Here is a 21236-nt window from a genome sequence, read left to right on the forward strand (position 1 = left end):
CAATTAAATGAAGACTTTGCACTCTTTTAGGGGGAGGGTGGGGGCCCTTAGTGCGTAATTTGGATATCCCGATTATGAACTGAGGTCCGCAATTCCGGCGTACTACCATCGTTCACCTGAAGCGTCTCCGGCGTGTCCTCGAACAGGATGCGCGTAGACGCCGTCCCATGCCCCGGAATCCGCAGCCGCTCCGTAGACGTCAGCCGGCCGGAATGGACCGTCACCGGCACCTCCGCCACCGCATCCCCATCGTTCCGCACCTCCACCGCCACCAGATACCCGGAGTTCTTCCCCGGCCTCGCAGGCAGCAGCCGAGGGTTTACCGCCACCACCGCCAGGTCAGGTAGCCCCCGGTCCCGGTAAACCCAATCGTCAAAGAACCACCCCAACTCCCGATGCGACACCTTCTCCAAAGTCTTCTGCATCGCCTTCGGATCGCTATCGAACGAGGCGTTCAGCGCCACCGATTTACGGTAAGCCGCCAACCCCTGCCGCAGCACATCCTCCCCCAGAATGTCCCGCAACTGCCACCAGACGGCCGCCGCCTTGGACCGGTAATACACCTCGGACGACGCCTCCGTCAGCGCCTCCCCCCCACCCGGCACCGCCAAACTAAAGTCTGGCTCCGAAAGCGCAATCAGATTTGCCTCATGGGCCAACGCGCCCATCGCTGCCTGCCGCCCCGCAGTCCGCTCGATCCACAGCAGACTCATAAATTGAGCAAGCCCTTCGCTGATCCAGGGATGGCTCGAGTGGAACCACGCATGGCTCAGCCCTCCCACCAGCGTCGGCGCAATGTCATCGGCTTGAGCATCCCCCGCAAGCTGCCCAACCACCAGCGCATGATCCTCATAGGGCTCCCCCGGGTGGTCCAGCAAAATCAGCGGCTCAATCGGAGTAGCCCCAAACCAGTCCACCAGCATCGGCTGCACCTTCGCCGCAGCCTCCGCGTAAGGCTGAATCGTCTCCGTATGAGGCGTAATCACCGAAAGCATCTGCCCATCCGTCACACTTGGCTGCTGCGCCGTCAGGAAAAGGCTGGGGATCCGGAAGCCGATCGGCCGTACCGGAAACTCAGCCGTAGCCAGTCCATGTGCGTTCCCCACCAGTTCATCCTTGTCGTCGACCGTAGCGGCAAGAGGCTGCAGTTCCCCATCGAACACCACCCCCACTGGCGGATCTCCCACATACTCCACCGTCAAATTCAGCCGGATCTTCGCGGTCAAGTCTTGCACCCTTTGGTGGCCGATCACCTCAAACAGCTTGTTCCCATCCCCCAGCACCGCAGTCGGCGCCGCCACCGGATACCAGATCACGTTCCCAAACCCACGCAGCGCAGTAGCCGAATCATCGTCGGTCTGCGCAATTTCATCCCACTCCGCGTGGTCCGCCCGATCCGTCGGCGTCCCCAGAATCTCCAACCGTGCAGCCGACTGACGAACCTCACCCAGGTAGAAGACAGACAGCGTCACCGTAGCACCCGGAGCAAGCGGCTCCGGCAGAGTGACGATCGCCTCCTGGGCATAGCCGGTGTGGTCGGCATCGGTCGCGATTGGCGACTGCGTAAACGCAACTGGCTTCAGCCCGGTCCCAACCAGTGACACCCCCTGCCACCGGAATGTACTCGATACCTGAAGCGGAATGCGTGAAATCGAAGTAGCCGAACTGTTACGAATCACCAGCGTCGCGTGCATCTCCTCCCGCGCATCGGCAGGAATGAGATGGAGATCTAGATCGTAGGAATCAATGACAACTCCGCTCCTCTCGAGATCCGTCACTGCAACCTTCGGCAGAGAGTCTGGCGGTCCGGGCAGCGGAATTCCACTGGAACTGGAGATAGCCGGTTGTTGTTCGTTAGGCGGATGATCAGTCGAAAACAGCACCTTCCCCTGGGGAACCTGCGGGGCAGCCGGTACATCCTGAGCAACGAGCATCTGTCCGGCAAGAAGCGCAGTCAGTACGGGGAGCGAGTACCGGCTCAAGAGCCTAGCCCCTTGCGCGGCTTCACCGGCTTAAGCGCGGAAGGCAAAGGCTGACTCCGCTGCCGCAGAGCCTCATACATCACGACCGCCCCCGCCACCGACACATTCAACGAGGACACGCTACCCGCCATGGGAATCCTTAGCAGGTGGTCGCACGTCTTCTTCGTCAGATCGTGCAGTCCAGTACCCTCAGACCCAAGCACCAGGACACAATCGCTATTGAAATCGAAGGCTGTGTAATCGGGCGTCCCACGCTCATCGAGTCCCAGCACCCATATATTCGCCCTCTTCATCTGCTCCAGCGACCGTACGAGGTTTGTCACACGCGCAATCTTCACATGCTCGCTCGCACCTGCGCTGGTCTTCGCCACGACGCCTGAGAGCGGCGCGGATCGCCGGTCCGGTAGCACTACGCCATCCACCCCGGCTCCATCCGCAGACCGCAGCAAAGCCCCGAGATTATGCGGGTCTTCCACTCCATCGAGCGCGAGAAAAAAGCGCTTATCGAAGTTGCCTTTGGCTGCAAGCAAATCCTCGATCGCGAGAAACTGCCGCTCCCGAACCGCCGCGACCGCTCCCTGATGCGCATCCGTTCCCGCCACACGCGTCAGTTGATCCTTCGGCTCGATAGACACGCGGACGCCTGCCAACTTGCAGAGTTCAACCAGCTTCGTCAGCCGATCGTCCCCCTTATCGCGGCGATCACGGGAGATAAGTACGTATTCAAGCCGCCGCCCGCCGGAGCGAATCGCCTCCTCCACTGGGTGCAGACCATAAAGAACTTCCATAACTCATAGTTTACCGCCTAGAATAAAAGACGATCTTCGATCCACCGCTGCAACTTTCCTTCACAACGGACGTATTCAGGAGCATGGGTTTGGCGCAGACACTTTCCGCGGCGATGATCGAGCAGACGCAACGCGAAAATCTCGCGATCGCCCGTGGTCTGAAACGAAACGACCCCGAGTTGCTGGATCAGCTGATTGAGCTCTATCAACACCGCCTGTTGCGTTATCTCCTATTCCTGACCGGCAAGCGTGAAGTTGCAGAGGATCTCTTCCAGGAGACTTGGATGCGCGTGCTGCTGCGTGGCGCGCAATACAACGGCAAAGCCCGTTTCGATACCTGGCTTTTCACGATCGCCCGTAATCTCGTCATTGATCTCTCCCGCAAGCGCCAGATGGCCAGCCTGGATGAGATGAGCGAGGCCGGCGATGATGAACGGCCGTTTGAAGTCGCCATCGACGAGCCCTCACCTCTGGACCAGTTCGCCGTTCGCGAAGATCGGGCTGAGGTTGCTGAGGTTCTTCTAAAACTCGAGCCGAACTACCGTGAAGTGCTGGTTTTGAGATTTCATGAGGAGATGTCACTCGAAGAGATTGCCAGCTTTACCAAGGCTCCCCTCTCGACAGTGAAGTCACGACTCTACCGCGGGTTGGCCGCCTTGAAGCCTGAGGTCGAACAACTGCGGAAAGCCCATGAGGGCGGGAGCGTTCGGGCATGAGCGTGAGACAAAACTTCCCCCAGGGGCTGGCCAATTCAAGGACCGAAGAGCTGAAGCGCCGAGTAGGTCTTCCGGTGGAAGAAGGCTTTGCGCAATCGGCGTCTGCTTCCGGCGCTCATGCCGCAGCCTCTGCGGCCATGGTGAACCGCACACATAGAATCGTGCGTGAACGCGCCCGCACCATCCAGGCTCGGCGCAGCAGGGTTCGCAGCCTGTGGCTACCATTAGCTGTTTGCTCTGGACTGCTCGTCGTCATCTGTGCAGCAATCTGGAGCGTGCTGGATGAGTACGAGCTTGTCCCTACTGGAATGCCGGATGCCAGCCAGCAGATGTTCGTCCTGCTGATGTGGTGCCTGCCCCTTTCGGCGGTGCTGATCGCGCTTGTCTGGTTTCGGCGAGCAGGCACGAGGATCGAAGGCGGGGGTATCCAGTGACCACTCCATGGAGCCGAAACAAGAGTGGCGAAATCGATCGCCAGACCCAGGATGATAACGAACTGCGGATGATTCCGTGGTGGTCTGTTTTGCTCGCGATTGTGGCCTTTGCTGCCATGCAGTTTCTGTTCCATGGAGTGTTGCCGCACCATAAGCATGAGATGCTGCCCATGCGGCTTCTCATGGGCTATACCTACGGCACTCTGGTAGCTAGCTACGTTTTGCTTGTTGGCTATGTCAGCCGTGACGTGAAGCGCCGCAACATGCCGGCCGCACTGTGGATGTTGATCGTCATCATGATGCCGGGTGGGATCGGCGCGGTGGTCTACTTTCTGCTGCGTCAGCCCATGCTTTCGCGTTGCCCTCATTGCTCGACTGAGATCGCTTCCACCACCCACTTTTGCCCTCAATGCCAGTTTCAGATGGCTCCAGTGTGCGGTCAGTGCTTCCGTGGCGTTGAGATCACAGATGTTTACTGCAAACAGTGCGGCCACGATCTGGAAGAGGACAATGTTCCGGCGCGGTTGCGGGCGTTTCGCGACTAGGCGAGCGCGATTCGTGGTTAACTACTCTCGATGCCTCTGAAAGTTGTAATCGTCGACGATGAGTTGCTGGCCCGCCAGGAACTTCAGTATCTGGTTGAAAATGCTGGAGATGTGCAGGTATTGGCACTTGGCAGCAACGGTATCGAAGCCGTCGATCTCATTCACAAACACAAGCCTGACCTGGTTTTCCTGGACGTGCAAATGCCTGGGCTTGATGGCTTTGGCGTGCTTAAGAAGCTATTGGAGAAGAAAGCTCGCTTGCCGCAGGTTGTTTTTGCGACGGCCTATGACCAATATGCGGTCCGCGCGTTTGAGGTGAATGCGGTTGATTACCTGCTTAAACCCTTTGATAAGAGTCGTATAGAACGCACTATCGCCAAGGCGCGGGAGCGGGTTGCGTTGGTGGAGGCGAGTATCGCTCCCGATAGTGCGGAGGCCAAGCTGGACGCGCTTCTACGGCTGGTGGAGGAGGCTTCCCAGACGCCGAAGGTGCAGCGTGGGAAGATCGTTTTGAGGGCGCAGAACCGGCTTATGTTGGTGGATCAGAAGGAGATATGCTTCGTTTCCATCGAGGACGGAGCCATTTCCGTGGTGACTCCAGCTATGGAGGGACAGTCAAACTGCCGGACGCTGGAGGAGTTGATGGAGCAGCTCGATCCAGAGGCTTTCTGGAGGGCACATCGCTCGTATGTGGTGAATATACAGCACATACGGGAGGTTGTTCCGTGGTTCAAGTCCAGTTATCAGTTGCGCATGGACGACCCTAAAAAGACGGAGATTCCGGTGAGCCGAAATCAGACGAAGAGGCTGCGGGAGTTGTTCAATCTATAGGGTTTAGGCTCGGCCTTCGCGCTTCTGCGCTAGCACCAGGCCGCGGGGGGTGGGGAGGAAGATGCAACTCACCAAACCCTCTGCTTCGAGCGTAAATGCTGCATTTCTAACGACTTTCATGTGGCTGCTGGCGTCGTGCATGAGGATGAGTCCGGTGGAGCGAATCTGGGGCAGGAAGCGGCGTACTTCAGCGGCTCGGATGTCCGTATCGGAGTCCGAGAAGAGGATATCGATGGTGCCTGAGACGTGCATCTCCAGCGAGGATTCGTTGCGGAGTTCGATGAAGTTTTCGAGGCCGGAGGCGGCTATTTTTTCTTTGGCTTTTTTGTAGACGAGGGGGTCGAATTCGCAGGAGACTATTTTTCCGAAGCCGTTGGTGCGCATGCCTTCAGCCATCCAGAGGGTGCTAACTCCTAGAAAAGAACCGGTTTCCACCACAAGCTCGGGTTTGAGTGTGGTGATCAACGTGCGCAGAAATTCGAGGACTTCGGCTTCCGCGGTCATGGAGTCGTACATGTGCCAGCGCTCCGGGTGGGGGCACTCGGGGGTGGCTCGGTGGTACTCAGGAAGCAGCTTTCCTGCGGCTTTTTCAGCCTGGAGCATGACTTTATGCTCCTGCTTCAGCTTCTTTTTGAATAGACCCATGAGGTTGATTGTAGCGAAAACGGGGCAGTTCACCACGCGCACTTCTGCACCACAAATCACCACATACTCACCACAAATGCACCACGTTTTGCGATACCTTCGCGCGCCTCTTTAACGGGTCAAAGGCCAGAGCCAGGCTGCGCCTCGGACGCCGCTGGAATCTCCGTGGAGGGCTGGGACGAGGGCGGTGTCGAACTCGCCACCGAAGACGTAGGGGATCATGCGCTCGCCGAGGGTGCGGTAGAAGCCCTTGTACTGGGAGAGGCCGCCGCCGAAGACGATGATGTCGGGGTCGAGGATGTGGACGACCTGGGCGAGGCCTCGGGCGAGGCGGTCTTCAAAGCGGTGCATGGTGTCCAGAGCTTCGGCGCTGCCGGCTTCTGCGATAGCGACGATCTCGCGGGTGGTGAGACTCTTGCCGGTGACGTTGCGGAAGTCCTGGGCGACGCCTGTGCCGGAGACCCACTGCTCCATGCAGCCGTGCTTGCCGCAGTAGCAGGACGGGCCGGGGTTCTCGTCTACGGAGGGCCAGGGCAGGGGCATGTGGCCCCACTCGCCGGAGACGCCGTTGGGGCCGGAGTGAACGTGCCCCTGGAAGGAAACGCCGCCGCCGCAGCCGGTGCCGAGGATGACGGCGAAGACGACGGCCTTGCCTGCGGCTGCGCCGTCCGTTGCCTCGGAGACGGCTAGGCAGTTGGCGTCGTTGGCGATGCGGACCTCACGGGAGAGGAGCTGGCCGAGGTCTTCCTGGAGGGGCTTGCCGTTGAGCCAGGTGGAGTTAGCGTTTTTGACGAGGCCGGTGACGCCGGAGATGGTGCCGGGGATGCCGGCGCCCACAGTGGCCTTGCGGCCTGTTTCGGTCTCGAGGCGGAAGACGAGGTCTGCCATGGCCTGGAGGGTGCCCTTGTAGTCGTCGCGTGGGGTGGGGACGCGGTGACGGCCTAGTTCGTTGCCGGCGTGGTCGAGGGCAAGGGCTTCAATCTTGGTGCCGCCCAGGTCGATGCCTATGCGGATGGAGGATGAGTCTGGCAAGTTGTAACCCCGAAGAGGTGAGAATGGCTGGGTCATCAGAGCGGACGGCTGCTGAGGGTACCCGACAAAACCCAAGGCTAATGCTTCCCCGACGGTCTAAGCAAGGGAGGGGATGAATCTTGCCTGGACGGGCGGATTATGGTGGGCAAAAGCCCGGGCCGCATTTATCTTGGCAGCAAGCGAGGGCGCATGGAACGACGTGAGTTTTTCTCGAAGAAGTTGAAGCTGATCGGGTGGCTGTGTGTGGCTGTTGCTTTTGCTGCAGGTGGCTTCTACGAGGTGCGGGTGGGTGACGGACCTGAACAAGCGGGCGGCTGGCTCTGCCTTGTTGTGTGTGCTCTGGGCGGAGTGGTCTTACTCAAGGAACTCCTGAGCTCCGGGCCGAAGATGGTGCTCAGTGGCGAAGGTCTGTTTGACCGCTCGCTGGGTACTCCCGTGATCCCCTGGCAATCCATTCTTGAAGTGGATATCAGTCACGTGAAGAAGTCCGGCTACATCACCGTGCGGCTTGCCGATGAGGCGCAACGGGTGGCGAATCTGCCGATCCAGAAACGTGCCATGGCGGCGTGGAACAAGAAGCTGGGTGGCGATGTCTTCAATACGAGTATCTCGACGCTGGACGTCCCGCCGGAGGGGGTTGTCAGTGAGGTCGTCAAGCAGTGGCACTACTATGCTCCGAAGCGCTGAGGAGCCGGGGCCACCGACAGTTCGACGGTGCCAGCACATTTGTTTGAAATCAGGCGTTGCCAACGATCTGTCGGCGACGCCGCTGGTTTCTGCCATTGGCGGCAGCTCTCTCTCAGTCATCAAAGCCCTTCATGAGCTCATCCTCACTCAGATCCGTGAGGGCAACGTTACCGTTTTGCTCGCGTACTTCGTATAGAAAGTGCGTTTGAAATAATGTGGTCGTGCCGTCCGAGAAATGGATGATAAGGCCATTTCCCGAGAGCTCGGCCGAACGGATGGCGATGTGCTTGTGTTCAACGGCCATGTATTTTCCTTGTAGCTGAGATAACGTTCTGTCGCATGTTCAGCGTAGTGAATTCGTGAGAACTCGTCTGTCCGCATCGTGGCAGATAAGAAGCAATTTTTCATCCGATACCACCCGTCGGGCACAGACAGAGAGGAACCGACGAGCCCTCGGCTCATGCTTCCCATTTTCCAAGCAAGAGAAGCGACCGAACTTTCTGGCCAATGAGCGTATAACCAGAGGTGGATAGAGACGCTTCTCAGGGGTCTTCCCCGGAGCGTGACCCGTGGATGTACGGCGACTCAGGCTTGAGACCCAAGCGGACCATGAAGCAGTCGAGGCGAGTTTTCCGCTGATGCGGATGGGACTGGGCCGCAGCGAGTATGTGTTCTGCCTGCAACGTCTGCACGGGGTGGTGGCGGCGTGGGAGAAAGCAGCAACCGGACATGTTGGCGATGCAATCAGACCAGAGTGGCTGAGGTCTGTGGTGAAGCAGCGTCTGCGTCGTCCGATGCTGGAGCGTGACCTGGCTCACTTCAACGTGATGAATGTAGGTGCCGGAGGACCGGTCCTGCCGGAGTTTCAGAGCATCTCCAGCCTTCTGGGTGCCATGTACGTGATGGAAGGATCGACGCTCGGCGGACAGTTGATCGGCCGGCATGTGGACCGAGTGCTGGGTCTGGTGGATGGCGAAGGCAGCGCTTATTTTCATGGCCACCGGGAGTTGACCGGCTCGATGTGGAGGGAGTTCTGCGGAGTTCTTGAGGCCGAGATTCCGGAGACCGACGGCGATGCGACGGTGGCGGCCGCCAAGGCGATGTTTCAGATGTTCGGGGCCTGGATGCAAGGCAGCAAGCCGTAAAGGCTTGCGAGCCGACGTGCGACGAAGAGGCCGGAATGATCAAGAGCACGCGGGAAGTTGATAGGCAAGACGATGTTTCGACTACGGGACAACAGGATCTAAGCGGGAACGCTTCAGTCGACGAGACAACGGTGAGCACCGTTGCCTGTGAGGATGAACCGATCCGGATTCCGGGCAGCATTCAGCGGCACGGTTTCCTGCTGCTGCTGGACGAAGGAGCGAAGCTGGTGGTGGGTGCCAGCGAGAATGTAGAGGAGATGCTTGGGGTTCCGTGGAAGCTGATCCTGGGGACACCGGTGGAGACGATCCTGGAGCGCGAGGTACTGGCTGCGCTGCGTGCGCCGGGGCTCGACGAGGAACAGCTGGGCACGGTGACGTACCTGGGGTCGTTTCCAGTGCGGCATGAGCTTTACAGCGTGGTGACGCATCGGACAGGAACACGGCGTGCCCTGGAGTTCGAACGGATCGACCGGCTGGTTCGGCCTGAACTGATGAACGTGGTGATCACGAACTTTGTGGGGCAGTTGAGCAAGCTGAAGACGGAAGACGAGCTTTGCCGCGCGATCACCAAGCAGGTGCTGGATCTGACCGGGGTGAACCGCGTGATGCTTTATAGCTTCAACGAAGCTGGACACGGTACGGTGATGGCGGAGGAGAGCGACGGCACGCTTCCGAGCTACCTGGGGCTGCGTTTCCCGGACGGGGACATTCCGCAGCAGGCTCGGGATCTGTACCTGCTGAACACCGTACGAATCATTCCGGACTCTTCGTATATTCCTTCGCCGCTGCATGTGTTGAGCAGCGAGGCGGGAACGCCGGTGGACCTCTCAATGGCCCTGCTGCGGAGCGTGTCTCCGATTCACCTGCAGTACATGCAGAACATGGGCACGGCGGCCTCGATGTCCATCTCGATTGTGTGCGAGGGCAAGCTGTGGGGTTTGATCAGTTGCCACCACGCGTCGCCGCGCGTGGTTCCCTACCTGGTGCGGAGCGCCTGCGACCTGCTGACGAAGCTGGTGGGAACCCTGCTGACCGGTCTGCGAACGACGGATCGGCTGGTGAAGATGGTTCACTTCCATGCGGTGCAGCGGCGCATCCTGACGCAGATGGCCGCGGAAAACGACTATGTGGCCGCCATGCAGGCACAGATGACGAGCATGGTGGAGGTGACGGACGCGTCCGGTGTGGCGCTGATCGTGGACGGGGTGTGTGAGCTGGCGGGCGATACACCGGCGATGGGCGATGTGTTGCGGCTGGCGGAGTGGATGAACCGGGAGCCGGAGATGGAGCTTTACTCCAGCCGCGAGCTGGGGCTTGCGGTGGAGTGGGCCGAGGCGATTCAAGGCGTTGCGAGTGGGATGCTGGCGATTCGCATTTCGACGGTCAAGCAGAGCTATGTGATCTGGTTTCGGCCTGAACTGGTGCGTGCGGTGAGCTGGGCGGGCGAACCGCTGAAGATCGAGCAGGAGGAACGGGGGCTGGAACCGAGAACATCGTTCAAGGCGTGGAAGGTACTGGTGCGGGGGCAGAGCGAGCCGTGGAGCGATATGGAGATCGAATCGGCGCGGGAGTTCCGCGCGGCGGTGATGACGATCAGCCTGAAGCGCGCTGAAGAGGCCGCGGAGCTGAGCGAATCTCGCTTCAAACAGCTGACTCATGCGCTGCCGAACCTGGTGTGGACTACGAACGATGATGGGCTGCTGAACTATGTGAACGAAAGGTGGCGCGATCAGGGGCTCGGCGATGAGGGCCGATGGTTCGATCAGGGACGAGTGTTTGAGGAGGATCGGGAACGGTGCATGGAGCTGTGGGCTGTAGCGGTTCGCGAGGGAACGGCGTTTGAGGCAGAGGTGCGGCTGTTGTGCGGAACGGATCGCGTGGAGCGGTGGAACCTGGTGCGAGCGGCCCCCTTTGTACGGGCGAACGGGATGAGAGCGGGTTGGGTGGGGACATGTACGGACCTGACGGATCGCCACGAGCGAGAGCTGGCTTTGAAGCTGACGGAGAAGCTTGCGTTGACCGGGCGGATGACGAGCGTCATTGCCCATGAGATCAACAATCCGCTGGAGGCGATTACGAATCTGCTCTACCTGCTGCGGGATGAGGTGGATGGAGACGGGCCGGCGAAGAGCTACATCGCCATGGCGGAGAGTGAGTTGCAGAGGATTTCAGGGATTACGAAGCAGACGCTGCGTTGGTCGCGGGACGGTACGCAGAAGGCTGAGCATGGGACGGCTGCGATGCTGTTCGACGATGTGCTGCGGTTGCTGGCGGGAAAGATCCGCAATCGGGAGGTGACCTTGACGGTGAGTGGGGGTGGGACGCCGCTGTTTGGAGTGATCAGCCAGTTGCAGCAGGTGCTTGCGAACCTGGTCTCGAACGCTGTGGATGCGGTGCCTGTGGGCGGGCGGGTCTGGATCAGTGCGAAGGCTTCCGGGAGTGGCATGGAAGTGGAGGTGGGAGATACAGGCTTAGGGATGACCGAGGAGATGCTGCGCAAGATCTTCCAGCCGTTCTACAGCACGAAGGGAGATCTGGGAAATGGGTTGGGGCTGTACATCTCGCAGGAGATTGTGGAGAGGCATGGAGGGCAGCTGACGGTGGTCAGCGAGGTTGGGGTGGGGACGCGGGTTCGGGTGGGATTGCCGGAAAGAACTTAGAGGGTGGCGGCGCGGTTCCAGTGGTCTGACCTAGGAGGCTAGCGTCTCGATCCATTGGCTGGTGCTGCACCAGCTTGTTTCCATCTCGGGGACGGAGAGGAGGCCGTGGCCGTGCTTGCAGGTGAGCTCTGTGCCGTTCCACTCCAGGAGGTTGTGGGAGGGGCGGCCTACGCGGGCAGGGGTGGCGAGGATGTGCAGGCAACGCTTGCAGCGGTGCTGCTGATCGTGGACGGCCCAGCGGATGCCGACGAGGGCGAGGAGGACGAAGGAGAGGACCTGGAGGAGGTCGGCGGTGTTGGGGAGCAGAGGGTGGATGGGGAGGCAGAGGTCGGCGCTGAGGAAGAAGACGGTGACGAGGGTGGTGAGGATCTTGGCGGCGAAGAAGAGCTGGCGACGGAGCCAGATGAAGGGCTCGGGTGCGGCGTCCGGGCGGGTGTGGCGGGTGGAGGATGTGGCCAGGGCGACGACCGTCACGATGACGGCGGCTACCAGGGATCGGTTGAGCGGGCCGCTGAGGTAGGCGAGCAGGGCCTGGCGGCTGCCGGCGAGGATGAGGCCGGCCAGCGTGGCGACGACGGTGCAGGCCAGGAGGCTCGCGAGGCAGAGGGTGGGGGTGCCTTCGAGGGCAGTGCGGCAGGCGTCGGTGCGGAGCCAGAGGGCGTCGCGGGTGAGGCCGATGTAGTGGTCGGGAACGAGGGTGGCGGGGCGGCGGCGGCGGTTGGCGCGGTTGTGGAGGTGCCAGAGCTCGGCCTGCCAGGTGCGGAGCCAGTCCGGGCGGTCGGCGGCGGGGACGAGCGGGGCCACCAGGTTCAGGACTCGACGGTCTGGTTTGGGTAAAGCAGGCATGAGGGTCATGAGGGCTTCTCCGTGACGAGCTGCGCGAGGAGGGGATAGCGTGCGGTGACGGCGACGGCTGCTTCCCTGCCCTGCCGGGTGACCTCATAGTAACGGCGCGCGGGGCGCTGCTGCGCGGTGGCTTCTGCTTCCGGCTCCCATTTTGACTCGACGAGCTCGTCTCGCTCCAGGCGGCGGAGGGCGGGATAGACCGTTCCGCTGGGGAGGCCGGTGATCTCCATGACGTCAAAGCCGAAGCAGTAGCCAAGGCTGAGTGCCTTGAGGATGAGGGCGGCGGTGTGGGAGAGGCGGGGGGTTGCCATGGTGGACCTGCTATGTAGTATGCTAGCACGCAGATCGAGAAAGTAGTTTGCTACATAGGGGTGACGGATGCTTGAACTCAGGAATGTGTCGAAGACCTACCGCAGTATTCCGGCGGTGGAGGATGTGAGCTTTCTGCTGAAGGAGGGCGAGGTGCTGGGGTATCTGGGGCCGAATGGGTCGGGCAAATCGACGACGGTGAAGATGGTGATCGGGATGATCCGGCCGACGAAGGGTGAGGTGCTGTTCGACGGACGGGAGATTCATCATGACCTGGCGCAGTACCGGTCACAGCTGGGGTATGTGCCGGAGGAGGCGCAGGTTTATACGCATCTTTCCGGGTTGGAGTATCTGCAGTTGATCGGGCGACTCAGGGGGATGCGGGAGGGGCCGCTCGAGGACAAGGCGAGGACGCTGCTGCAGCTGCTGTCGCTGGAGGCGGCGCAGTACTCGCCGATGTCTGGCTACTCGAAGGGGATGAAGCAGCGGGTGCTGATCGCGGCGGCGCTGCTGCATGATCCGAGGCTGCTGGTGTTCGACGAGCCGCTGTCCGGGCTGGATGCGGTGACTTCGCGGCTGTTCAAGGATCTGCTGGTGGTGCTGGCGGAGGAGGGGAAGGCAATTCTGTACATCTCGCATGTGATGGAGGTGGTGGAGCGGGTGTGCGACCGGGTGATCGTGCTGGCGAAGGGCAAGGTGGTGGCGGATGCCGCGCCGCGGGAGCTGACGCAGTTGATGGAGCTGCCGACGCTCGAGAGCGTGTTTGCGCAACTGGTGAAGCAGACGGACACTATGACGGTCGCACGGGACGTGGTGGACACGATGAAGGTGCTGCATGACTAAGGCGAACGGTGTGAGCGGGGTGCTGGTGCGGCATTTCTTCCGGCGGTTCTTCGACAGCGATACGGTGAGCGCGGAGGGGGATACGGTGACGACGGTGGTGAGGGCGGTCTCGATGGCTGCCGCGCCGGGGCTGATGGCGGCTTTCTTTTTGCAGAATCAGTATCCGCGAAGGTCGCTGTGGGGATCAATTGAGGACCACTACTTCTTTGTGCTGCTGACGTTTGTGGTGCTGGGAGCGGTGGCGGTATTCGAGTGGGAGATGCTGTTTCCTGACCGGCTGGACTTTCTGATTCTTTCTCCGCTTTCCATCAATCCGGTGAAGATGCTGGGGACGAAGCTGGCGGCGCTGGCGGGGTTCCTGGGGCTGTTTCTGTTTGCTTCGAGTGTGTTTGGTGCGATCGTGCTGCCGGCGGTGAGCAAGGGGGATTTTCCGCGGCAGATGATGGCTCATGCGACGGCGGTGCTGATGGCTGGAGTGTTCGCTTCATTGCTGTTTCTGGCGGTGGGCGGCGGGTTGATCTGCGTGCTGAGTGCGAGTTGGTTCAGGGTGGCGCTGCCGGTGGTGCAGACCTTCTCAATCACGGCGCTGCTGCTGGCGATGCTGCACTACTTCAAGTGCGGCGATGCGATGCAGGCGATGCTGGGTCATGAGCCGGGGATGCTGCGGTGGTTGCCGCCGATGTGGTTCCTGGGGGTATATGAGTCTGTGCTGCGGGGGGATGGTGCGCCTGCGTTTGCGGCGGAGATGACCAAGTATGCGGTGCGGGGGACCCTGGTGGTGAGTGTGGCCGTTGCGGTGACGTATCCGCTGGCGTGGGTGAGGATGCAGAGGATGGCGATGGAGGGGAGCGGTGGGCGGTATGGGGAGCCTTCGCGATGGATGACGCGGGTGCAGCACTGGGTGGTTCGGCGGGCGGAGACGCGGGGGGTATTTCACTTCATCGGGCAGACGATGCGGCGGAGCAGCCGCTACCAGGTCTACCTGGCGATGTACTGCGGGACGGGGTTCGCGCTGGCGGTGGCTTGCGCGGTGACGTACCGGCTGGACGGCTCGGGCGTGCCGAGGGCGGCGCTGGCAACGGACGGGCTGCGGGCGTTGACGCCGCTGCTGCTGTTCTGGATGGTGGCAGGGTTGCGCGGGGCGTTTGCGATCCCGATCAACCTGCTGGCTCGGTGGGTGTTCCGGATGGCGGGGGTGACGATGCAGGTATGCGCGGATGCGGGGCGGCAGTGGGCGCTGTTCTGTTCGGTGGGCGTGCTGGGGGTTGTGCTGGCGGTGCTGTTTGCGGCGGGATGGGATGCGAGGCAGTTGGTTGTGCAAGGCGTGCTGGGAGCCTGCCTGTGCGTGCTGCTGACGGATGGGTTCTTCTTCTCAGGGCAGAGCATTCCGTTCAACGAGGCGAGGATGCCGGGGCGGACGAGCCTCCCGCTGGTGCTGACCCTATACGTGGGCGTGCTTCCTGCGTTCATCCTGTGGATGATGCAGTTGGATGAGGCGATGGAGAAGAGGCCCGTGAGACTGCTGATGGTGGTGTTGGGCACAGCGTTGATTCATCGGTTGATCGTGGCGCTGCGCCCAGGGCCTGAGGTGGAAGAGGAGGAGCTGGAGGGCTATGACGGAGAGTTTCAACTGCTGGGGTTGAGCCGGCAGTGAGGCTCCTTCCGGCTACTTCAAACGCTCCTGCAGGAGGTGGTCTGAGATGCGGATGGCGTTGGCGATGATGGTGAGGGACGGGTTGACGGCGCTGGCGGAGACGAAGCAGGAGGCGTCCACGACGTAGAGGTTGTCGAGGTCGTGGGCTTTGCAATGGGCGTCGAGGACGCTCTGGGTGGGATCGGAGCCCATGCGGCAGGTGCCGTTCTGATGGCCTACGCCTTCAAGCGGGATGCGCTTCTTGAAGTAGGCGTGGAGTGGGATGTGGGTGGTGGCGTGGCCGGCGCGCTTGAGGACGTCAACCCAGCGATCCTTGAGGCGGTCGAAGGACTCGACGTTGTTGGGGGTGTAGGAGAGCTGGACGCGGTGGGGGGCGTGGTCGTTGACGGGCTCCGACTGGTTGGTGCGGCCGGTGTCGCCGGAGGGATGAGCGCCGGGGAGGCCGGGCTGCACGTTGGCGACGGAGAGGGGCGTGGCGTTGTGGAGGGTGACGCGATTCTCTGCGGCGGGGAGGTCCTCCGTGGTAAGCCACCAGGGGACGGCGTGGTGCTTCATGGTTTCAAGGACGAAGCCGGGGGTGAGGGGTGGGGCGTCGCCCTTCATCATCTCGTAGTGGAAGCTGCCGACGGGCTGGACCTGGCCGAGTGGGTAGGGGTAGGCGGGGTCGGAGTCCTTGAGGTAGAAGTCGTTGGTGCCCCAGGTCTTGGTGTAGGAGTCTTCGTTGCGGTCGGTGGAGAGGGCGAGGAGGGCGTCGGCCTGGTGGTACATGAAGTTGCGGCCGACCTGGTCGGAGGAGTTGGCGAGGCCTTTGGGGTGCTTCTCGTTTGCTGAGGCGAGGAGGATGACTGCGGAGTTGATTGCCCCGGCACAGACGGCGAAGAAGCCGGCGGTGTAGGTGGCTATGTTGTCGGATGCCTGGGATTTGCCGGAGTGCTGGACCTCTACGGCGGTGACAGCGGTTCCGGCGGCGTTGGTGACGAGGCGCACGACGCGGGAGTTGGTCATCAGCGTGACGTTGGGGAGGTGCATGATCTGGCGGATGCAGTTGATGTCGGAGTCGGATTTGGCGTGGACGAGGCAGGGGTAGCCGTCGCAGGTGTCGCAGCGGATGCACGGCGCGGCGAGGGGGTCGGCTTCATTGCGTTTGAGGCCGAGAGGGATGGGGAAGGTGTTGATGCCGAGCTTGCGGACGTCGTCCTGGATGGACTGCATGCGGGGCTCGTTGGTGAAGGCGGGGTACGGGTATTTGGTGGAATGGAAAGGCTCGGTGGGGTCGAAGGAGGAGCCGAAGCCGCCGGGGACGGTGGGTGCGGAGCCGAGATCGCCGTGGACGTGGAAGAGCTCTTCTGCGCGGGTGTAATAGGGTTCCAGATCCGCGTAGGAGATGGGCCACGCGGGGGAGATGCCGCCCTTGTGCTGGATGACGCCGAAGTCCTCCGCGCGCATGCGGAACATGGCTGCGCCGTAGACCTTGGTCTGGCCGCCGACGAAGTAAGCCTGCTGGGGGTGGAGGTCCTTGCCGTCCTTATCCTGCCAGACTTCCTTGGTGTGGTATCGGTTGTCCAGGAAGACGGCGGAGGTGTCCCAGTTGAGCTTTTCCTGGGGCATGAAGGGGCCGCGCTCCAGGATCAGGATGTTCTTGCCGGCCTGGGCGAGGTGTAATGCGAGGGTGCCGCCGCCGGCTCCGGTGCCGATGACGATTGCGTCGTAAGGGGTGGACATACGCCGTAGGATGCGCGGGGCGGGGGGCCGGGGCTACTTGGTGGGGCCGGACTGGATGCGGGTGAGGATGTCGTCGAGGGCTTGGTCAAGCTGTGTGAGGAGGCCAGCGGTGGAGATGGTGCGGAGGACCTGCTCGTTGAGGCCGCCGGGGGTTTCGTGTTCTTTGGCGAGCTCTGCGAACGTGAGGTTGGGCTCCGCGGAGGCGGTCGCGGAGAGGCCCTGAAACATCTGGCTGGCGAAGATACGTGATTTGTCGGGGTCTACGCCCTGGCGCTCCATCCAGGTGGTGAGGGTGGCGGCGAAGCCGAAGTAGCTGGACATGGCGGAGGTGGCGACGGTGAAGGCGTCGAACTCTTCCTCGCGGTCAAGCGTGATGGCGGTGCCGAGGAGGTTGAAGAGGGCGCTGACATCGGGCGAGGCAGGGTAGACGGCGGTGGGGCCGTGGCGGTGGGCGACGGAGGGGAGCGGGATGGCTCGGGTGATGTGGGTCGCTGGCGCGGTGGCGGAGCGGAGCCAGGCGAGGGTGACGGTGGGGATGACGCTGATGATGTGGTGATCGGAACGGAAGTTGAGGGCGGCGAGGGTTTCTGTGACGATCTGGGGGCGGACTGCGAGGACGATTGTGTCTGAGGCGTCGAGGACCGCTTGATTGGTTGGGGCGATCGTGACGTTGGGGAAGCGGACTGCGAGGGCGGCGGCTCGGGCGGCGTTGCGGGGGGAGACCGTGATGCGGGTGTCAGGCTGGATGGGCGCGAGGCCTTCCACGATGGCGGCTGAAATTGTTCCGGTGCCTATGAAACCCAAGTTCATACGATTTCTCCGGCTCCGTCTGCGGTGGCGCAGAGGAAGACGTCGGCGGTGATTTTTGTGGCTTCAAAGTAGGCGGATTTGAGGGCGGCGGCGAAGGTCTCGGCCTGATCCGCTTCGACGAGCGAGACGGTGCAGCCTCCGAAGCCTCCTCCGGTGAGGCGGGAGCCGAGGCAGCCGGGCAGCTTGAGGGCTAGGTCTACGAGGGTGTCGCACTCAGCGCAGCTTGCGGCGAAGTCGTCGCGGTAGCTGACGTGGGCTTCGGTCATGAGGCGGCCGAAGCGGGTTGTGTCGCCTGCGCGGAGGGCGGCGAGGCCGTCGAGGACTCGCTGGGAGTCTGTGATGACGTGACGTGCGCGGTGGAAGGCTTCGTCGCTCATTTTGGTGCGGGAGTTTTCCAGGTCTGCGAGGGTCGCTTCGCGGAGATATGGGACGCCGATGGCGGCGGCGGCCTCTTCGACCTCGCGGCGGCGAGTGGTGTACTCGCCTCCGGCGACGGAGTGGCTGACCATGGAGTTGGCGACGACGAGGGTGAGGTGCGCGGGGATGGGGGCGAGCTCGAAGGTGAGGTCGCGGGTGTCCAGCGCGAGGGCGTTGCCGGCGACTCCGTTGGCGGAGATGAACTGGTCCATGATGCCGCAGTTTGCGCCGACGTATTGGTTTTCCGCCTTCTGGCAGAGGAGGGCTACCTCCGGTTTGAGCAGAGTGTGGCTGGCGAGGGCGAGGAGGGCGGTGGCGGTGGCTACTTCGACTGAGGCCGACGAGCTGAGGCCTGCGCCGAGGGGAACGTTGCCGGAGAGGGTGAGGTCGGCTCCGGTGAGGGCGATTCCCTGCTGCTGGAGGACCCAGGCGACGCCGGCGGGGTAGGCGGTCCATGCTCCATCGCCTTTGGGTGGGAGGGCGGTGAGGTCGAACTCGGCGTGGGTTTTGAAGTCGAGGGAGTGGAGGGTCAGGATGCTGTCGGCGCGGGGGGTGGCGGCGATGAGGGTGTTGAAGGTGAGGGCGGCGGGGAGGCAGAAGCCGCCGGAGTAATCGGTGTGCTCGCCGAGGAGGTTGACGCGGCCGGGGGCCTGGAAGATGCGGGCGACGGGGTGGGCCTGTCGGAGAGCGGCTATGCGTGCGGTGTCGGTCATGATCTGCTTTCGGAGGTCGGGTTAGAGCTCGGGGGCGGCGCGGAGCATTTCTGCGGCTTTTTCTGGGGTGATGTCGCGCTGGGGCATGCCTAACATCTCAAAGCCGACCATGAACTTGCGGATCTCGGCGGAGCGCAGGAGGGGCGGGTAGAAGTGGGCGTGGAAGTGGATCTCGGGGTGAGGTTCACCGTCCGTCGGTGCCTGGTGAAAGCCCATGGTGTACGGGAAGGAGACGCCGAAGAGGTTGTCGTAGCGGGTGGTGACGCGCTTGAGGATGTCGGCGAGGCCGGTGGTCTGGGCGGGGGTGAGATCGACGAAGCTGGCGATGGGATCGCGGGGAAGGATGAGGGTCTCGAAGGGCCAGACGGCCCAGAAGGGGACGACGGCGACGAAGGTTTCGTTCTCTGAGACGATGCGGACTTTTTCTTTGAGTTCTTGAGTCAGGTAGTCGGCGAGGAGGGTGCGGTTGTGCTGCTGGAAGTGGGCCAGCTGAGATTCGGCTTCTGCGGCGGGCTCCTCCGGGATGTGGCCGGTGGCCCAGATCTGGCAGTGCGGGTGGGGGTTCGAGGAGCCCATCATGGCACCGCGATTTTCAAAGATCTGGACGTATTGGATGGCGAGATCGGAGCCGAGGACGAGGGTCTCGTGCGCCCAGACGTTGATGACGGCTTCAATGTCGGGCGGGGTCATCTGCGAGAGGGTGAGGGAGTGGTTGGGGTGGAAGCAGAGGACGCGGCAGCGGCCGTTTTCGGGCTCGGCGATGAGGAGGCCGTTGTGCTCGGCTGGGAGGTCCGTGGCAGAAGGTGGGAGGAGCGCGGGGAAGTCGTTATCGAAGGCGAAGACGCCAGGGTACTGCGGATTGACGTCGCCGCTGGTGCGCGGGTTGCCGGGGCAGAGGTAGCAGGTGGGATCGTAGGGTTGCTGATCCGGGGCTACGGGCTTGTTGAGCTGGCCCTGCCAGGGGCGGGCGGTGCGCTGGGGGGAGACGAGAACCCATTGGCGACGGAGCGGGTTGTAACGGCGGTGGGGCTGGGTGCGGGAGTTCGACAGCAAGTGGGCTCCTCGTTCTATGTGGCTATAGATTACGACTGCATCGTCCGCAGATCAGACGAGATGTTCAGTTTAGCTCCCGTCTTTGCCTGAACTTCATCAGGCGTGAGGCCCTCGGCTATTTCGATCAATGTCAGACCTTGCGGGGTGACTTTGATCCAGCCTAGTTCTGTGACGATGTCGTGGACTACGGCTTTGCCGGTGAGGGGAAGGGTGCATTGGTCGAGGATCTTGGGGGTGCCGTCCTTGGCGTTGTGCTCCATGGCGACGAGGACGCGGCGGGCGCTGGCGACGAGGTCCATGGCTCCGCCCATGCCCTTGATCATCTTGCCGGGGATGGACCAGTTGGCGAGATCGCCCGCGGAAGAGACCTGCATGGCGCCGAGGATGCTCATGTCCATGTGGCCGCCGCGGATCATGGCGAAGGACTCGGCTGAATCAAAGAAGCTGGTGCCGGGGAGGGCGGTGACGGTCTGCTTGCCGGCGTTGATGAGGTCGGGGTCTTCCTGCTGGGGTGTGGGTGGGGGACCGATGCCCAGCATACCGTTTTCTGATTGGAAGATGACCTCGATTCCGGCGGGGACGTAGGCGGCGACGAGCGTGGGGAGGCCTATGCCGAGATTGACGTAGAAGCCGTCGCGGAACTCTCGGGCGATGCGGCGGGCTATGAGTTCTTTGGCGTTCATCAGGGGGCTCATAGGGCAGCTTCCTTGCGGGCTTTCAGGTAGGCGGATTCGATGGGTTTGGTGTAGGCGGGGCCCTGGACGATGCGCTGCACATAGATGCCGGGGGTGTGGATGTGGTCTGGGTCCAGGGTGCCGGCGGGGACCAGCTCCTCCACCTCCGCGATGGTGAGGCGGGCGGCGGTGGCCATGATGGGGTTGAAGTTGCGTGCGGTCTTGCGGTAGATGAGGTTGCCGTGGGTATCGCCGCGCCAGGCTTTGACGAGGGCTACGTCTGCGTGGAGGGCTTGCTCCAGGATGTAGTTGCGCCCGGCTATGGTGCGGGTTTCCTTGCCTTCTTCGACGACGGTGCCGAGACCCGCGGGGACGAAGAAGGCGGGGATGCCTGCGCCGGCGGCTCGGATGCGCTCGGCCAGGGTGCCCTGGGGGACGAGGGTGAGGGCAAGCTGGCCGGCGAGGACTTGCTGCTCCAACCGGCGGTTCTCCCCGACGTACGAGCCGATGTGCGAGGCGATCATGCCGGCCTCCAGCATGAGGCCCATGCCGAAGCCGTCGACGCCCATGTTGTTGCTGATGGTGTGGAAGCCTTTGAGACCGGTGCGGACGAGCGCGGCGATGAGATTCTCCGGGATGCCACAGAGGCCGAAGCCGCCGAGCATGAGGGTCATGCCGTCTGTAAGTCCATCCAGTGCCGCTTCCGGAGTTTCGACTACTTTATGCATGG

Annotated in this window: 22 protein-coding genes; 9 read left to right on the forward strand and 13 right to left on the reverse strand. The window is 62.3% G+C overall.

Annotation, left to right across the window (positions count from 1 at the left end):
- Positions 1 to 47 precede the first annotated feature (47 nt).
- Both ACIX9_RS15960 and rlmB read right to left on the reverse strand, forming a co-directional pair.
- Positions 48 to 1982 carry a M1 aminopeptidase family protein gene (locus tag ACIX9_RS15960; protein WP_013581524.1) on the reverse strand — a complete coding sequence of 645 codons (1935 nt, stop codon included), beginning with the start codon at positions 1980 to 1982 and terminating at the stop codon, positions 48 to 50.
- Positions 1979 to 2770 carry a 23S rRNA (guanosine(2251)-2'-O)-methyltransferase RlmB gene (gene rlmB, locus ACIX9_RS15965; protein ID WP_013581525.1) on the reverse strand — a complete coding sequence of 264 codons (792 nt, stop codon included), beginning with the start codon at positions 2768 to 2770 and terminating at the stop codon, positions 1979 to 1981. The genes ACIX9_RS15960 and rlmB overlap by 4 nt, the downstream gene beginning before the upstream one ends.
- An 83-nt stretch (positions 2771 to 2853) precedes the next feature.
- Here rlmB and ACIX9_RS15970 point away from each other — a divergent pair, with 83 nt between their 5' ends.
- The 4 genes from ACIX9_RS15970 to ACIX9_RS15985 are packed head-to-tail and all read left to right on the forward strand — an operon-like array spanning position 2854 to position 5296.
- Positions 2854 to 3486 (forward strand): RNA polymerase sigma factor, encoded by a 633-nt coding sequence (locus ACIX9_RS15970; protein ID WP_049789341.1) that lies wholly within the window; start codon positions 2854 to 2856, stop codon positions 3484 to 3486.
- On the forward strand, positions 3483 to 3920 hold the full coding sequence (locus tag ACIX9_RS15975) for a hypothetical protein (protein ID WP_013581527.1): 438 nt from the start codon (positions 3483 to 3485) through the stop codon (positions 3918 to 3920). The genes ACIX9_RS15970 and ACIX9_RS15975 overlap by 4 nt, the downstream gene beginning before the upstream one ends.
- On the forward strand, positions 3917 to 4465 hold the full coding sequence (locus tag ACIX9_RS15980) for a double zinc ribbon domain-containing protein (protein ID WP_013581528.1): 549 nt from the start codon (positions 3917 to 3919) through the stop codon (positions 4463 to 4465). The genes ACIX9_RS15975 and ACIX9_RS15980 overlap by 4 nt, the downstream gene beginning before the upstream one ends.
- Positions 4466 to 4495: 30 nt before the next feature.
- Entirely contained in the window at positions 4496 to 5296 is an 801-nt protein-coding gene (locus ACIX9_RS15985) for a LytR/AlgR family response regulator transcription factor (RefSeq protein ID WP_013581529.1), read from the forward strand.
- A gap of 3 nt (positions 5297 to 5299) precedes the next feature.
- Here ACIX9_RS15985 and ACIX9_RS15990 read toward each other — a convergent pair whose 3' ends face one another.
- The gene (locus ACIX9_RS15990) at positions 5300 to 5941 is read right to left on the reverse strand and encodes an O-methyltransferase (protein ID WP_157477617.1); all 642 of its coding nucleotides are present in this window, start codon (positions 5939 to 5941) and stop codon (positions 5300 to 5302) included.
- 111 nt (positions 5942 to 6052) lie between these two features.
- Positions 6053 to 6973: an ROK family protein gene (locus ACIX9_RS15995; protein ID WP_232298733.1), complete on the reverse strand. Its 921-nt coding sequence runs from the start codon at positions 6971 to 6973 to the stop codon at positions 6053 to 6055.
- Positions 6974 to 7111: 138 nt separating this feature from the next.
- Here ACIX9_RS15995 and ACIX9_RS16000 point away from each other — a divergent pair, with 138 nt between their 5' ends.
- Positions 7112 to 7660: an STM3941 family protein gene (locus tag ACIX9_RS16000; RefSeq protein ID WP_013581532.1), complete on the forward strand. Its 549-nt coding sequence runs from the start codon at positions 7112 to 7114 to the stop codon at positions 7658 to 7660.
- A gap of 112 nt (positions 7661 to 7772) precedes the next feature.
- Here ACIX9_RS16000 and ACIX9_RS16005 read toward each other — a convergent pair whose 3' ends face one another.
- A complete protein-coding gene (locus ACIX9_RS16005; RefSeq protein ID WP_013581534.1) occupies positions 7773 to 7964 on the reverse strand; it encodes a hypothetical protein in 192 nt (63 codons plus the stop codon).
- A 265-nt stretch (positions 7965 to 8229) separates the two neighbouring features.
- On the opposite strand from ACIX9_RS16005, the gene ACIX9_RS24005 reads away from it, so the two are divergent.
- Positions 8230 to 8805, forward strand: coding sequence for a biliverdin-producing heme oxygenase (locus tag ACIX9_RS24005; RefSeq protein WP_083808466.1), 576 nt, complete (start codon positions 8230 to 8232; stop codon positions 8803 to 8805).
- A 131-nt stretch (positions 8806 to 8936) separates the two neighbouring features.
- Positions 8937 to 11465, forward strand: a complete 2529-nt coding sequence (locus tag ACIX9_RS16015) for an ATP-binding protein (protein WP_041597872.1) — start codon at positions 8937 to 8939, stop codon at positions 11463 to 11465.
- A gap of 30 nt (positions 11466 to 11495) precedes the next feature.
- Here the strand turns inward: ACIX9_RS16015 and ACIX9_RS16020 are convergent, their stop codons facing one another.
- Both ACIX9_RS16020 and ACIX9_RS16025 read right to left on the reverse strand, forming a co-directional pair.
- Entirely contained in the window at positions 11496 to 12320 is an 825-nt protein-coding gene (locus ACIX9_RS16020; RefSeq protein WP_013581537.1) for a hypothetical protein, read from the reverse strand.
- Positions 12317 to 12622: a PadR family transcriptional regulator gene (locus ACIX9_RS16025; RefSeq protein WP_013581538.1), complete on the reverse strand. Its 306-nt coding sequence runs from the start codon at positions 12620 to 12622 to the stop codon at positions 12317 to 12319. The genes ACIX9_RS16020 and ACIX9_RS16025 overlap by 4 nt, the downstream gene beginning before the upstream one ends.
- A 67-nt stretch (positions 12623 to 12689) precedes the next feature.
- Here ACIX9_RS16025 and ACIX9_RS16030 point away from each other — a divergent pair, with 67 nt between their 5' ends.
- Both ACIX9_RS16030 and ACIX9_RS16035 read left to right on the forward strand, forming a co-directional pair.
- Entirely contained in the window at positions 12690 to 13463 is a 774-nt protein-coding gene (locus tag ACIX9_RS16030; RefSeq protein ID WP_013581539.1) for an ABC transporter ATP-binding protein, read from the forward strand.
- Positions 13456 to 15117, forward strand: a complete 1662-nt coding sequence (locus ACIX9_RS16035) for a hypothetical protein (RefSeq protein WP_013581540.1) — start codon at positions 13456 to 13458, stop codon at positions 15115 to 15117. The genes ACIX9_RS16030 and ACIX9_RS16035 overlap by 8 nt, the downstream gene beginning before the upstream one ends.
- 12 nt (positions 15118 to 15129) lie before the next feature.
- Here the strand turns inward: ACIX9_RS16035 and ACIX9_RS26500 are convergent, their stop codons facing one another.
- The 6 genes from ACIX9_RS26500 to ACIX9_RS16065 are packed head-to-tail and all read right to left on the reverse strand — an operon-like array spanning position 15130 to position 21234.
- Positions 15130 to 16839 carry a GMC oxidoreductase gene (locus ACIX9_RS26500; protein ID WP_013581541.1) on the reverse strand — a complete coding sequence of 570 codons (1710 nt, stop codon included), beginning with the start codon at positions 16837 to 16839 and terminating at the stop codon, positions 15130 to 15132.
- Positions 16840 to 16872: 33 nt separating this feature from the next.
- Positions 16873 to 17649 carry a pyrroline-5-carboxylate reductase gene (locus ACIX9_RS16045; protein WP_013581542.1) on the reverse strand — a complete coding sequence of 259 codons (777 nt, stop codon included), beginning with the start codon at positions 17647 to 17649 and terminating at the stop codon, positions 16873 to 16875.
- A complete protein-coding gene (gene galK / locus ACIX9_RS16050; protein WP_013581543.1) occupies positions 17646 to 18779 on the reverse strand; it encodes a galactokinase in 1134 nt (377 codons plus the stop codon). Before galK ends, ACIX9_RS16045 begins: the two co-directional genes overlap by 4 nt.
- Before the next feature lie 21 nt (positions 18780 to 18800).
- Positions 18801 to 19832: a UDP-glucose--hexose-1-phosphate uridylyltransferase gene (locus ACIX9_RS16055; protein ID WP_013581544.1), complete on the reverse strand. Its 1032-nt coding sequence runs from the start codon at positions 19830 to 19832 to the stop codon at positions 18801 to 18803.
- A gap of 29 nt (positions 19833 to 19861) precedes the next feature.
- Positions 19862 to 20527, reverse strand: a complete 666-nt coding sequence (locus tag ACIX9_RS16060; protein ID WP_013581545.1) for a CoA transferase subunit B — start codon at positions 20525 to 20527, stop codon at positions 19862 to 19864.
- Positions 20524 to 21234 (reverse strand): CoA transferase subunit A, encoded by a 711-nt coding sequence (locus ACIX9_RS16065; RefSeq protein ID WP_013581546.1) that lies wholly within the window; start codon positions 21232 to 21234, stop codon positions 20524 to 20526. Before ACIX9_RS16065 ends, ACIX9_RS16060 begins: the two co-directional genes overlap by 4 nt.
- Positions 21235 to 21236 lie beyond the last annotated feature (2 nt).

This window comes from Granulicella tundricola MP5ACTX9, assembly GCF_000178975.2.
GTDB lineage: Bacteria > Acidobacteriota > Terriglobia > Terriglobales > Acidobacteriaceae > Edaphobacter > Edaphobacter tundricola.

Bases quoted from the DNA above. Each gene is read 5' to 3' on its own strand.
- galK (WP_013581543.1), bottom strand. From the start codon at position 18,779: ATGACCGACACCGCACGCATAGCCGCTCTCCGACAGGCCCACCCCGTC.
- ACIX9_RS26500 (WP_013581541.1), bottom strand. From the start codon at position 16,839: ATGTCCACCCCTTACGACGCAATCGTCATCGGCACCGGAGCCGGCGGC.
- ACIX9_RS16025 (WP_013581538.1), bottom strand. From the start codon at position 12,622: ATGGCAACCCCCCGCCTCTCCCACACCGCCGCCCTCATCCTCAAGGCA.
- ACIX9_RS15970 (WP_049789341.1), top strand. From the start codon at position 2,854: ATGGGTTTGGCGCAGACACTTTCCGCGGCGATGATCGAGCAGACGCAA.
- ACIX9_RS16060 (WP_013581545.1), bottom strand. From the start codon at position 20,527: ATGAGCCCCCTGATGAACGCCAAAGAACTCATAGCCCGCCGCATCGCC.
- ACIX9_RS16005 (WP_013581534.1), bottom strand. From the start codon at position 7,964: ATGGCCGTTGAACACAAGCACATCGCCATCCGTTCGGCCGAGCTCTCG.
- ACIX9_RS16020 (WP_013581537.1), bottom strand. From the start codon at position 12,320: ATGACCCTCATGCCTGCTTTACCCAAACCAGACCGTCGAGTCCTGAAC.
- ACIX9_RS15990 (WP_157477617.1), bottom strand. From the start codon at position 5,941: ATGGGTCTATTCAAAAAGAAGCTGAAGCAGGAGCATAAAGTCATGCTC.
- ACIX9_RS16045 (WP_013581542.1), bottom strand. From the start codon at position 17,649: ATGAACTTGGGTTTCATAGGCACCGGAACAATTTCAGCCGCCATCGTG.
- ACIX9_RS15985 (WP_013581529.1), top strand. From the start codon at position 4,496: ATGCCTCTGAAAGTTGTAATCGTCGACGATGAGTTGCTGGCCCGCCAG.
- ACIX9_RS16035 (WP_013581540.1), top strand. From the start codon at position 13,456: ATGACTAAGGCGAACGGTGTGAGCGGGGTGCTGGTGCGGCATTTCTTC.
- ACIX9_RS15975 (WP_013581527.1), top strand. From the start codon at position 3,483: ATGAGCGTGAGACAAAACTTCCCCCAGGGGCTGGCCAATTCAAGGACC.
- ACIX9_RS16065 (WP_013581546.1), bottom strand. From the start codon at position 21,234: ATGCATAAAGTAGTCGAAACTCCGGAAGCGGCACTGGATGGACTTACA.
- rlmB (WP_013581525.1), bottom strand. From the start codon at position 2,770: ATGGAAGTTCTTTATGGTCTGCACCCAGTGGAGGAGGCGATTCGCTCC.
- ACIX9_RS16030 (WP_013581539.1), top strand. From the start codon at position 12,690: ATGCTTGAACTCAGGAATGTGTCGAAGACCTACCGCAGTATTCCGGCG.
- ACIX9_RS16000 (WP_013581532.1), top strand. From the start codon at position 7,112: ATGGTGGGCAAAAGCCCGGGCCGCATTTATCTTGGCAGCAAGCGAGGG.